We start from the raw sequence: 11,637 nt of genomic DNA, 5'->3' as shown, positions 1-11,637 counted from the left end.
ATCCAGCAAAATCAACCATCTTGCCACCCAACTCAACATGCAATGAATACAACGGTGTGCGATTAATCTCGGTCATGTCTTAAGCCTTTCAATCAGCGGGACTGGTCACGAACGACCATGACGGTACAATGCGCGTTGCGCACGACACGGGCCAGGTTCGGGCCAATCTCATAGTTCGGAAAGTCGCCTTTGGTCGAGGCCATGACGATTAGATCGAAGCCGTCCTTGTAGGCCAGTTTCAGGACTTCGCGGTAGACGCTTCCTTCTTCGACGTGAATCGCCACGTCCGAGGCATTGCCGTGATCCAGAATGGCCTGAACCGCGTTGCGCACGTGCTCTTTGGCGCCAGCACCATAGTTGGCGGGCAGGTTCGGCAGCTGGATGATCTCGGGGATGACGGCAACCGCGTGTAGCTCGGCCCCGTAGAATTTCGCCTGTTCCACCGCAAGCGGCAGGGCTTGTTTCCACGAGCGATCGTCGGTGTGATCAATGGGCAGCAGGATTTTCGTGGCCATCACGTCTCTCCTCGAGATTTGGAATTCTGTTTCAATGGCGAGGGGCCGGAGTGGCCCCCCGTTTCTTTGAGGTACCGGATTACTCGGCAGGTGAGCCGCCCGGTTCTTCGGACTGGCCGCCCGAGGCGAAGAACTCTTTCGTCAGTTTGAAGACGACCGGGCTAAGCAGCAACAGGGCAATCAGGTTGGGCAACGCCATCATCGCGTTCAGCGTGTCTGCCAGCAGCCAGATAAAGCCCAGATCCGCGGTTGCACCGAAGTAGATCATGATGATCCACAGGATGCGGTAGGGGATCAGGGATTTTACACCCAGTAGGAACTCGACGCATTTCTCGCCATAGAACGACCAGCCGAGAATGGTGGTGAAGGCAAAGATCGACAGTGCGATTGCGATCAAGTAGCCACCGATGCCGGGCAGGGTGGTTTCGAAGGCCAGCGAGGTCAGAGCCGCGCCGGAAACGCCCAGTTCCGGGTCCTGATTGAACAGCTCGACCGACGCGTCCAGCGCACCCGACGAGATTATCGCCAGACCGGTGATTGAGCAGACGATGATGGTGTCAATGAACGTACCCAGCATCGCGATCAGGCCCTGATTGACCGGACCTTTGGTTTCGGCTGCTGCGTGCGCGATCGGGGCGGAGCCCAGACCAGCCTCGTTCGAGAATACACCACGTGCCACCCCAAAGCGGATCGCCAGCCAAACTGCCGCACCAGCTGCGCCACCTTTTGCAGCCCATGGAGTGAAGGCAAACGCAAAGACGTCTGCAATTGCCGCACCGACCGAACCGATGTTGAGCAGCAGAACCAGTAGACCGGCGATGATGTAGGCAACCGCCATGAATGGAACCAGTTTACCAGCAACTGCACCGATGCGGGTGATGCCACCCAGGATCACGGCTGCGGTCAGGATCATCAGAACTACACCGGTGACCGAAGTATTAAGACCAAAGTTCGATTCCAGAACCTGAGCTACACCGTTTGCCTGAACACCGTTGCCGATGCCAAAGGCAGCGATCCCACCGAACAGAGCAAACGCTCCGCCAAGCCAGGCCCACTTCGCGCCAAGACCATTCTTGATGTAATACATCGGTCCGCCAACGTAGTTGCCCAACTCATCCTGCTCGCGGTACTTCACGGCCAGAACAGCTTCGGCATATTTGGTGGCCATGCCCACCAGGGCGGTCATCCACATCCAGAACAATGCGCCCGGACCGCCCAGGAAGACAGCAGTGGCCACACCGGCGATATTGCCGGTACCGATGGTTGCTGACAGTGAAGTCATCAACGCGTTGAACGGGCTGATCTGACCGTCGCCCTGACCTTCACGACCCGCAAACAACAGTTTGAAGCCGGTGCCGACACGCAGGATCGGCATGAATTTCAGTCCGACTTGCAGGAAAAAGCCGGCGCCGAGGATAAGCACCAGCATTGGCACCCCCCAGACGATGCCATTTATTTCCCCTACAAAGTTAGTTAACGCTTCCATGGTTTCCCTCCCATTTGCGTTTGGATTATGCCCCGTTGGCGATAGCCCGCTGGCGGGCCTGCTTAAGGGCGGCAAAATCTTCGTCGGCGTGGAACGAGGAACGCGTCAGCGGCGTTGCCGACACGTGCAAGAAGCCCTTGGACCTTGCGATCTGTTCCAGTTGATCGAACTCTTCCGGTGACCAGAACCGGTCAATCGGGTGGTGTTTCGGGGTCGGTTGCAGGTACTGACCGACAGTCAGGAAATCGACATTGGCGGCGCGCAGATCATCCATCACCTGCCGCACATCGTTCAGCGTTTCGCCCAAGCCCACCATCAGACCGGACTTGGTGAAAATCTCGGGGTTGGCGCGCTTGGCATCGTCCAGCAAGCGCAGCGAAGTATAGTATCGCGCACCTGGGCGTACACTCGGATACAGGTGCGGAACGGTTTCCAGATTGTGATTGAAAACATCCGGGGCAGCGTCGAACACAACACCTGCTGCGTTGCCTTTGCCAAGAAAATCGGGCGTCAGAACTTCGACCGTTGTGCCAGGGTTCTGGTGGCGCACGGCGCGGATGGTCTGGGCGATATGTTCGGCCCCGCCATCGGTCAGATCATCCCGGTCCACGGATGTGATCACCACGTGGCGCAGGCCGAGCTTTTTGACCGCGACCGCAACCCGGCCCGGCTCAAAAACGTCCAGCGCGTCAGGTCGCCCAGTCGCCACATTGCAGAAGGAACATCCCCGCGTGCAGACCTCGCCCATGATCATCATCGTGGCGTGGCGCTTGGACCAGCACTCGCCGATATTGGGGCAGGCGGCCTCTTCGCACACCGTCGCCAGATCATGGTCACGCATCAGGCGGCGGGTTTCGTAATACTCGGCGCTTTCGATCTTTTTGCGGCGAATCCACTTGGGCTTGCGCGGGATGACGCTGTCGGCTTTCTTGGCCTTTTCGGGGTGGCGGGGGCGAAGCTGGATGGTCATCTGGCGGTTCCCTTATGCGTGGATCGCGCGGCCTAGGGCGTCGAGGCAGGCTTCCTTGACTGCCTCGACCATGGCCGGGTGTGCATGGCAGGTCGACGCGACTTCGGACACGGTTGCGCCCTTGGTCATCGCCAGGACCAACTCGGCGATCAGATCGCCACCGTGAGCGCCGCAAATATGCGCGCCGAGGATTTTGCCACTTGGATCAGCCAGAACCTTGACCGCACCGTCGGTTTCGCCGGTTGAGCGGGCGCGCGAGTTGGCCATGAAGGCAAACTTGCCAACCGAGTATTCGGCGCCTGTTTCTTTCAACGCTTCTTCGGTCAGGCCGACCGAGGCGACCTCGGGGTCGGTGTAAACAACACCCGGAACGGTGTTGTAGTCCACGTGTCCGGCTTGGCCTGCCAGCATCTCGACACAGGCTACACCATCCTCTTCGGCCTTGTGCGCCAGCATCGGGCCGGGGATACAGTCACCGATCGCATAGAGGCCGGGCACCGAGGTGCAGAAGGTGGCATCCACCTGAACAAATCCGCGCGGGTCACGGGCCACCCCCAGTTCTTCCAGCCCAAGCCCGCGCGTGACGGGGCGGCGTCCGACGGCGATCAGAACCTTGTCGGCCTCGATCACCTCTTCCTTGTCTTTGCCGACCCGATCCAGAGTGAGCGTCAGCCCGGCGTCAGACTTATCGACGGATTTCAGCGCGCGACCCAGCTGGAACTTCAGTCCGCGCTTGCTAAGGGCGCGCTGCGCCAGTTTCGCGATCTCGCCATCAATGCCAGGCAGAACCCGGTCGAGATACTCCACAACGGTGACCTTGGCGCCCAGCCGCGCCCAGACCTGGCCAAGCTCCAGCCCGATCACTCCGGCACCCACGACGACCAGATGTTCGGGCACCGCCTCAAGCGCAATTGCTCCGGTCGAGCTGAGGATGTCCAGCTCGTCAATCTCGATGCCGTTCAGCGGGGTCGGTTCCGATCCGGTGGCAATCAGGATGTTTCGGGCGTCATGGATATCGTCGCCCACTTTGACCTGCCCGGCGGCGGGAATGCTGGCCCAGCCTTCAATCAGGTCCACGCCGTTTTTCTTGAACAGAAACGCGATGCCCTTGGTCAGGTCCCCGACGATCTTGTCTTTGCGACCCATCATTGCAGGCACATCAATGCTGGCCCCCTCAACCGCAATGCCATGGGTGGAGAGGTGTGCAAGCTCGGCATATTTGGCCGAGGAGGTCAGCAACGCTTTGGAGGGGATGCACCCCACATTCAAACAGGTCCCGCCCAGTGCTCCGCGTCCTTCGACGCACGCCACTTTCAGTCCCAGTTGAGCCGCGCGGATGGCAGCGACATAGCCGCCCGGGCCGCCCCCGATAACTATAAGGTCGTAGGTCATTTCTGCGTCTTTCAGTAGATCGGGTGGCTTGCGCACAGGGCGCGAACTTTTTCGTGGGTCGCTTTTTCGACGGCCTCATCGCCGTTCGGGTCCTGCGCCAGCGCATCCAATACATCGCCAATCAGATGGCCAATCTGCTGGAACTCTTCGGGGCCAAAGCCCCGGCTGCAGCCAGCCGCTGTGCCCAAACGAATGCCGCTGGTAACAGTGGGTTTCTCTGGGTCGCCCGGCACGCTGTTCTTGTTGCAGGTGAAGCCTGCTCGTTCCAGCGCCGCTTCGGCGTCCTTGCCGGTCACGCCAATCGGGCGCAGGTCGACCAGCATCAGGTGATTTTCCGTACCGCCCGAAACGATGTCACAACCGCGCGAAATCATTACGTTAGCCAAGGTCGAAGCGCTGTCGATCACGCGCTGCATGTATTCCTTGAACTCGGGTTTCTGTGCCTCGCCAAATGCCACCGCCTTGCCTGCGATCACATGCATCAGCGGGCCGCCCTGCAAACCGGGGAATACGGCCGAGTTGATCTTTTTCGCCAGCGCTTCGTCATTGGTCAGAATGATCCCGCCGCGCGGACCACGCAGGGTCTTGTGCGTGGTCGAAGTCACCACATGCGCGTGACCGATGGGCGAGGGGTGCAGACCGGTTGCGACCAGCCCGGCGATATGGGCCATATCGGCCAACAACCAGGCGCCAACCTCATCCGCGATGGCGCGGAAACGGGCAAAATCGATCTTTTGCGAATAGGCCGATGCGCCAGCAATGATCAGCTTAGGCTTTTCGGCCTTGGCCAGCGCCTCTACCTGATCATAGTCGATCAGCCCGGCTTCGGTCAGGCCATACTGAACCGGACGGAACCACTTGCCGGATTGCGCGGGCTTAGCGCCGTGGGTCAGGTGGCCGCCAGCATCCAGCGACATACCAAGGATCGTGTCGCCGGGGCTGAGCAGCGCCAGCTTCACCGCACCGTTTGCCTGCGCGCCCGAATGCGGCTGTACGTTGGCGTATTCACAGCCGAATAGTTGCTTCAGCCGTTCGATCGCTTCGACTTCCACCTCATCCACATATTCGCACCCGCCATAGTAGCGGCGGCCGGGATAGCCTTCGGCGTATTTGTTGGTCAGCACCGAACCCTGCGCCTCAATCACGGCCTGAGAGACAATGTTTTCGGATGCGATCAGCTCGATCTGTTCGGCCTGACGTGTACCTTCGCGCGCAATCGATGCAGCGATCTTCGGGTCGGCCTCGGCCAGCGACGTCTTGAACATAGTCTCCTCCTCTAAATCGAATCCCCGGTTCGAGATTTTGTTTCCTATAGTGGAAATTGTTCCCGTAAAGCAACATAAATCTCATATTCGTGAAGTTGCGTGCGAATAGGGGAGCGAGTAACCTGCAGCGGAATAGGGAGATTTTCATGGGCGAAGACCAAAGGAACGAAACCTCAGCACCGGAGGAAATGGACGAAGGCGTCGCTTTGGGGCGCTCGATCCGGGATGCACGGCGGGAAAAAGGCTGGACGCTGGAAGAGGCCGGACGCGCTGCGGGAATCGGTCGTTCCACCTTGTCGAAGATCGAAAACAACCAGACAAAACCCAGCTTCGAGATCGTGCGACGCCTGACACAGGCACTGGATCTGAACCCGCCTCAGTTGTTTCTTCAGTCGGGCCAGACGGGCATTACCGGTCGACGGGATTATACGCCAAAAGGGCAGGGCGAGTTTCGAGAAACTGCAACATATCTGCACGAGCTGCTGTGCTCGGACCTGACCAGCAAGCGGATGCTGCCCTATGTCGCGACGATCCGGGCGCGGGATATTTCCGAGTTCGACCCGTGGATCCGACACTCGGGCGAAGAGTTCATGTATGTACTGAGCGGTGAACTGATCTTTATCTCGGAACACTACCGCCCGTTGCCAATGAAGGCGGGGGATTCACTCTATTACGACAGCAGCATGGGGCATGGGTGCGTATCCACCAGCAAAGAAGATGCTCAGGTTCTTTGGGTGTCGTTGGAGTGATCTGGACAGGGCCGTGTAGGCCGGGGCATGCACTGCCCCGGTTCTCAGATCACAGCATCCATCCGGATGGGGCTTGCAAAGGGCCCGATTACACCTCCCAGGTCGCGATGGGGTCGCCCAAAAGGTCACGATTGACGGCGACGCCCAGACCGGGTGCATCGGGCGGCAATACACCGCCATCTTTGATCGGCGCATCAAAAGAGCCGGTTTGAACAGTCACCATGTCCCGCTGGTCGAGTACGCAGCGTAGCAGCCGCGCGGGCACCGTGGCCCCCATGTGAAAGATCGAAGCGGCAGAAAGAGTGGAGCCGACCGTGTCCTGTACACTGATCGTCAGACCGGCGGCCCGACAGATATCGCGATGGCGGCGCGCATGGGTCAGGCCACCTGCCTTCGATATCTTCAGTCCGATCCCATCTGCCACGTCCAGCGCCACCAGTTTGGAGATGTCACCATCTTCCTGAGCCAGTTCATCAAGGATGATTGGCACATCACATCGCTGGCGCAGTGAAATGGTCTCGCGCCAGGTGGCGCAGGGGGCCTCAAGTACGAAATCCAACCCGACCGGCAAGGCGCGCAGCATCCGCAAGGCGGTCTCGGGGATCAGCCCGCCATTGGCATCGACGATAAAATACTCGCCCGGTTGACGATCAGCCAGTGAGGCCGCAATGCGCTCAGCGTCCAACTGCGGACCGCCTTCGCTGTCCAGTGCGCCGATTTTCACGGAATGGCCCATATAGCCCATTTTGCGGTGTTCCGCGACGCGCGCTCGCATGTCTTCCGGTGCGCCTGCATAGATCGAGCTGATTGTCGGCAGTCGGATTCCTGTGCTACCGCCCAACAGTTTGTAGACCGGCAGTTCCACCGATTTTCCGAAAATGTCCCAACAGGCAAGATCGATGGCATTTTTGGCGTGGTTGTGCCCCAAAAGCGCCTCGTCCATCGCGTCGTTGATCCGATCCACATCGCGGGGATCACGGCCGATCAGGTGGGGTGCGATCTCTTCGATCCCGGCGCGTGCGCCACGGGCGTGGGCGGCGATGTAATTGGGGCCGAACGGTGTGCTTTCGCCCCAGCCCTCGATACCATTATCGGCGGTCAGGCAGACCATGACACCGTCGAATCCGGTATAGATCCGGCCACCGGACAGCTCATAGCTGCCGCCGGAATAGGGCAGGTGCAGCTCGAAAAGTTCAATTTTCCTGATCTTCATGGATCATTCCTGCGGCGGGATCAGCACAAGCTGACCAGTGTGCTTTTTAGCCAGAAAGTCTTCCTGAGCGATTGCGATGTAGGACAACGGATAGGTCTTGGCCACAACGGGGCGGATTTCACCGGCCTCGATGTATTTCACCAGGTTTTCGAACACGACATCTTCCTGAAAAGTGCAGCCATACAGCGTCAGGTCTTTCAGATAGAGCGTACGTACATCGATCTCGCAGATCGGCCCAGCGATGGCCCCCGCAGTGGCATAGCGGCCACCTCGGCGTAGCACGTCCAACAGGCTGGGCCATTGCGGACCGGCTACCAGATCGACCACCACGTCGATCGACCCTGCCCCCAGTTCAGCCACCAGATCGGCATCACGATCCAGAATACGGTCAGCACCCAGTGCCCGGACGGCCTCGACCTTGGAGGGAGAGCAAAGTGCGATCACCGTGGCACCGCGCCGCTTTGCCAGTTGCACAGCAGCCGAACCCACGCCGCCCGAGGCCCCGGTTACCAAAACCGTCTCGGCTCCGACACCTGCGCGGTGCAACATGCCTTCGGCGGTGGAATAGGCGCAGGGGATCGCTGCCAGTTCAGCGTCGGACCAGTCACAGTCGACGGTGTGGGTCTCTTGCGCGGGGGCTTTGCAATATTGCGCAAACCCACCGTCGCATTCGCTGCCGATGGTCCAGCATTCATAGGGACGGTAATCCACGTAGGTTCGCAGCATATTACGCACGATCACCCGATTGCCGATACGAGCCGGGTTCACGCCCTCGCCAACAGCGACGATAAAGCCGCAAACATCTGCGCCTTGGATGCGCGGGAAGGTTAGTGGCACGCCTGACCAACTGGCATCATCGTCATCGACCGTGTCGAATCCTTCTGCCCCGCCACTTTCAGTGTCAGCAGTCACAGCCTTGGAATACCACCCGATGCGCGTGTTGATATCGGTGTTGTTGACACCCGCCGCCGTGACGCGGATCAGCACCTCGCCTGATTCAGGTTGCGGTGTGGGCACGTCGGCGCGATAGTCCAGTTTGTCTAAGCCACCATGGCCTGTAAGCAGGACGGCCTTCATTGTTTCAGGGATCATCTCAGCCTCCGAAAGACGCAACGGGTGCGCCGAAAAGCACTTCATCCGGGGTGACACCCAAACCCGGCCCGGTTGGACGTTCGATGTGACCACCCACGATTTGAATTCCGTTTTCGGTGTCGTAGTTGCGTTCGATATAGGGCGCTGCCAGCCAGACCCCTTCGCACAGCTCGGGTTTGACGGTTGCGCCGATCTGGGTGCAGGCGGCGGCGATGATATCCCCACCCCAGCTGTCGTCGCAGGTATGTGGTAGGTTGCGCGCTTCGCAGATGTCGCGGAAGGCGCGCATATGAGTCAGACCGCCGATACGCGTGACCTTCATGCCAAACCCATCAACCAGGCCAGTGCCCGCGGCCGAAATGACCGTGTTCAGATCAACACTGTTTTCATCCATATAGATACCGTGGCTGACCTGCGGGCGGATCTTCTCCAGATCCTGCACGGTGTTGCAGGGCTGCTCCATGATGAACGGCACATGTGGTAATTCCCGGCTGACGCGCAGGGCGTCACGGGTTGTCCAGCCGCGATTGCCATCCACCGCCAGACGCATACCGGAGCCTTTGATCGTCTCCCAGACTTTTGTGATTGTCTCGATGTCAATCTCGACCGGGCGACCGCCAACCTTGACCTGCAGGCGCGGATAGCCTTCGTCCAGCTTCTCTTTGGCCAGTCTTGCAATGTCGTCCGGCGCGCCGACGCCGGTTGCGTAGTAGGACGGTACACGGTCAGTCACGGCACCGCCCAGCAAGTCGGCGACATTGATGCCCAGCGACTGGCCGAAAAGGTCATAAGCAGCGATATCCAGCGCGGCCTTGGCATAGTTATGACCGTTCAGCAGAGTATCCATCTTGCGGCGCAACGTGCCAGGCGTTGCCTCGGCGCCGATCAACCCCTCGGCCATCACCTTCAGCGCGGCGCGCGCGCCTTCCGCATGGGCCTCGGCATAGGTCGGGCCGACCGGGCAGGTCTCGCCCCAGCCGACATGACCAGTGCCGGACACCAGTTTGACGAGGGTGGTGTCCAGTGCCCAGACTGCGCCGCTGGCCATCGTATAGGGACCATTCCTGACCGGCAGGTCATGGGCGTAGATGTGGATTTCCTTCAGTTTCATGCTGGGGTTTTCCGTTGGTTAGAAAAAGCTATTTGATGCCTGCTGCACTCAGGATCAGGCCTGCGGCGCAGAGTGTCTGACGGCTGGCCCGTTCCGGCCCGATCATACGGGCGGCTTCGGTCAGGCCTTCGTGCAGTAAGAACAACTGATCGGCCAACGTGTCCGCATCACAGTGCGGGGCAACATCAAGAAGCCGTCGGTGAAACTGTGCTCGTACACCGGATTTATGTGCCTCGACCGCGGCGCGTATCGGGGCGCTGTCTGGGTAGGCGGACAGGGCATTGCGAAACAGGCAACCGCAATTCGAGATCCCGAACAACCAGTCGGACAACCGCTGAAGAATGTGGACGACATGGGCTGCGCCGTCCTCGGGGCCTTCACCGATCCAGTCCGTATAGGCGCGGTCTCGGTGTTGCAACGCGCCCACCACCATGGCCTCACGGCTGGGGAAATACTTGTAGAGGGTTCTCAGCGAAACATCTGCGCCCGCGCGCAAAGCTTCGACGCCGGGCCCGGCAAACCCCATTTCCTCGAACTGGCCATGCAGGCTGGCGGCAATCTGGTGTTTCATGTCAATCATGAGGAAGTGGTAGAGTGATCGCTCTACCTTTGGCTTGAATAAAACCGACATGAATCCAGGTGGTGACGACATGACACCCAACCGACGAAAAAAATGATCGTTGGACATAAACAGACGCTGCTATCCGGTGACAAGCCGGAGAGCTATACGGTGAAACTCTGTAAGTAATTAATAATGCGCAAAAAAAATCAGGTGGTCGCCGCCAGCCACCGATACACAAGTTTGGCGCGATCAGATGCCGTATTGTGAAGCGCGACGTAAAAATCCAGCGGTGAGGTAAGTGCCTGCGGTAGCAGGCTGACCAGTCTCCCGGATGCTACAAGCTCCGAGGTTAGCCCCTCCCACCCCAGTACGGCCCCCATGTCGTCCTGTGCGGCCTGAAGCGCAATGGTATAGTTGTTGACGCGATGGCCTGAGTTCAAAGGCCCGTCGTAACCCAATTGGTTGGTCCATTCGCGCCAATCCGTCCACCCCGTTCCCGGCGCATCAAGGTGAATCAAGGGGATGCGCGCAAAGTCCCGGATATCGGTGATGTTGTTCTGTTCCAAAAACCGCGGGCTGCCGAGTGCCATGATGCGGTCACGAAACAAAACGTGGTTGTTGCCTCTCTCTTCAGAGGCATCCCCATAACAAATGCTGAGATCGCATTTCGATGTGTCAAACCCCAGATCCGTGACTACTTGTGTCACCGATATATGCCCGTGACTTTTCCAGAATTGTGCAAGCCGGGGGGTTAGCCAAAGCGAACTTACTGCGGTGCTGGACCGAATCGTCACACCAGATCGGTGATATTGCGACCGCAACTGCTGTAGAGCTTCGCTGATGCCTTCGAGCCCTCGCTGCAGGGCGACCAACAGGTAAGCCCCGCTTTCAGTCAGCTCAACCCCGCGATGGTGGCGGCGGAACAACGAGCAATTCAGTTCGTGTTCCAGTGATTTGACCTGATGGCTGATGGCTGCAGGGGTCACATTCAACTCTGTCGCTGCGTTTTTGAAGCTCACATGTCGCGCGGCGGCCTCGAAGCTGATCAATGAGCTTACAGGGGGGAGTTCATAGGGGCCTCTGGGCAAGGTGGTTTGACCTTTTGATCGTATATTATCTGCTTTTCAGCGCAAAATGCAAAGCGTGAGTTACTTCAGCTAAATCAAAGTGAATTTTTTTGCAATTGCCTGCAAGGCGGCCGCCCGCGAAATTGGTGATCAGCATTCGGGGATGTGTCTGTCTCAGACGGCAGGGGGAGCGTTCATGGTGACGTAACCGCCTG

Annotated in this window: 11 protein-coding genes; 1 reads left to right on the top strand and 10 read right to left on the bottom strand. The window is 59.1% G+C overall.

Annotation, left to right across the window (positions count from 1 at the left end):
• Nucleotides 1–92: 92 nt before the first annotated feature.
• The 5 genes from AC2FEE_RS23085 to glyA all read right to left on the bottom strand — a co-directional run bounded on the left by AC2FEE_RS23085 (nucleotide 93) and on the right by glyA (nucleotide 5,628).
• Nucleotides 93–515 carry a universal stress protein gene (locus AC2FEE_RS23085; protein ID WP_496867797.1) on the bottom strand — a complete coding sequence of 141 codons (423 nt, stop codon included), beginning with the start codon at nucleotides 513–515 and terminating at the stop codon, nucleotides 93–95.
• Between the two features lie 79 nt (nucleotides 516–594).
• Nucleotides 595–2,001, bottom strand: coding sequence for an alanine/glycine:cation symporter family protein (locus AC2FEE_RS23080; RefSeq protein ID WP_496867796.1), 1,407 nt, complete (start codon nucleotides 1,999–2,001; stop codon nucleotides 595–597).
• Between the two features lie 25 nt (nucleotides 2,002–2,026).
• On the bottom strand, nucleotides 2,027–2,971 hold the full coding sequence (lipA, locus tag AC2FEE_RS23075; RefSeq protein ID WP_496867795.1) for a lipoyl synthase: 945 nt from the start codon (nucleotides 2,969–2,971) through the stop codon (nucleotides 2,027–2,029).
• 12 nt (nucleotides 2,972–2,983) lie between these two features.
• Entirely contained in the window at nucleotides 2,984–4,363 is a 1,380-nt protein-coding gene (gene lpdA, locus AC2FEE_RS23070; RefSeq protein WP_496867794.1) for a dihydrolipoyl dehydrogenase, read from the bottom strand.
• Between the two features lie 11 nt (nucleotides 4,364–4,374).
• Nucleotides 4,375–5,628 (bottom strand): serine hydroxymethyltransferase, encoded by a 1,254-nt coding sequence (glyA, locus tag AC2FEE_RS23065; protein ID WP_496867793.1) that lies wholly within the window; start codon nucleotides 5,626–5,628, stop codon nucleotides 4,375–4,377.
• A gap of 146 nt (nucleotides 5,629–5,774) precedes the next feature.
• Between glyA and AC2FEE_RS23060 the strand changes: the two genes are divergently transcribed.
• Complete coding sequence (locus AC2FEE_RS23060; protein WP_496867792.1) at nucleotides 5,775–6,377, top strand: helix-turn-helix domain-containing protein; 603 nt, start codon at nucleotides 5,775–5,777, stop codon at nucleotides 6,375–6,377.
• Between the two features lie 88 nt (nucleotides 6,378–6,465).
• Here AC2FEE_RS23060 and AC2FEE_RS23055 read toward each other — a convergent pair whose 3' ends face one another.
• From AC2FEE_RS23055 to AC2FEE_RS23035, 5 genes are all read right to left on the bottom strand, one after another.
• On the bottom strand, nucleotides 6,466–7,590 hold the full coding sequence (locus tag AC2FEE_RS23055) for a mandelate racemase/muconate lactonizing enzyme family protein (protein ID WP_496867791.1): 1,125 nt from the start codon (nucleotides 7,588–7,590) through the stop codon (nucleotides 6,466–6,468).
• 3 nt (nucleotides 7,591–7,593) lie between these two features.
• Nucleotides 7,594–8,682, bottom strand: coding sequence for an alcohol dehydrogenase family protein (locus AC2FEE_RS23050; RefSeq protein WP_496867790.1), 1,089 nt, complete (start codon nucleotides 8,680–8,682; stop codon nucleotides 7,594–7,596).
• A 1-nt stretch (nucleotide 8,683) separates the two neighbouring features.
• Nucleotides 8,684–9,793 carry a mandelate racemase/muconate lactonizing enzyme family protein gene (locus AC2FEE_RS23045; protein ID WP_496867789.1) on the bottom strand — a complete coding sequence of 370 codons (1,110 nt, stop codon included), beginning with the start codon at nucleotides 9,791–9,793 and terminating at the stop codon, nucleotides 8,684–8,686.
• Between the two features lie 28 nt (nucleotides 9,794–9,821).
• A complete protein-coding gene (locus AC2FEE_RS23040; protein WP_496867788.1) occupies nucleotides 9,822–10,373 on the bottom strand; it encodes a TetR/AcrR family transcriptional regulator in 552 nt (183 codons plus the stop codon).
• A gap of 188 nt (nucleotides 10,374–10,561) precedes the next feature.
• A complete protein-coding gene (locus tag AC2FEE_RS23035) occupies nucleotides 10,562–11,404 on the bottom strand; it encodes a LysR substrate-binding domain-containing protein (RefSeq protein ID WP_496867787.1) in 843 nt (280 codons plus the stop codon).
• Between the last annotated feature and the right edge of the window lie 233 nt (nucleotides 11,405–11,637).

It is taken from the genome of Ruegeria sp. YTSC199, from assembly GCF_059609725.1.
Note: the sequence above shows the minus strand (reverse complement) of the source record. Positions and strands in the feature narration are given on the sequence as shown.

What these genes read in the sequence shown, in the direction of transcription:
- AC2FEE_RS23085 (WP_496867797.1), bottom strand. Translation starts at nt 515, where the DNA reads ATGGCCACGAAAATCCTGCTGCCCATTGATCACACCGACGATCGCTCG.
- AC2FEE_RS23080 (WP_496867796.1), bottom strand. Translation starts at nt 2,001, where the DNA reads ATGGAAGCGTTAACTAACTTTGTAGGGGAAATAAATGGCATCGTCTGG.
- lipA (WP_496867795.1), bottom strand. Translation starts at nt 2,971, where the DNA reads ATGACCATCCAGCTTCGCCCCCGCCACCCCGAAAAGGCCAAGAAAGCC.
- lpdA (WP_496867794.1), bottom strand. Translation starts at nt 4,363, where the DNA reads ATGACCTACGACCTTATAGTTATCGGGGGCGGCCCGGGCGGCTATGTC.
- glyA (WP_496867793.1), bottom strand. Translation starts at nt 5,628, where the DNA reads ATGTTCAAGACGTCGCTGGCCGAGGCCGACCCGAAGATCGCTGCATCG.
- AC2FEE_RS23060 (WP_496867792.1), top strand. Translation starts at nt 5,775, where the DNA reads ATGGGCGAAGACCAAAGGAACGAAACCTCAGCACCGGAGGAAATGGAC.
- AC2FEE_RS23055 (WP_496867791.1), bottom strand. Translation starts at nt 7,590, where the DNA reads ATGAAGATCAGGAAAATTGAACTTTTCGAGCTGCACCTGCCCTATTCC.
- AC2FEE_RS23050 (WP_496867790.1), bottom strand. Translation starts at nt 8,682, where the DNA reads ATGATCCCTGAAACAATGAAGGCCGTCCTGCTTACAGGCCATGGTGGC.
- AC2FEE_RS23045 (WP_496867789.1), bottom strand. Translation starts at nt 9,793, where the DNA reads ATGAAACTGAAGGAAATCCACATCTACGCCCATGACCTGCCGGTCAGG.
- AC2FEE_RS23040 (WP_496867788.1), bottom strand. Translation starts at nt 10,373, where the DNA reads ATGATTGACATGAAACACCAGATTGCCGCCAGCCTGCATGGCCAGTTC.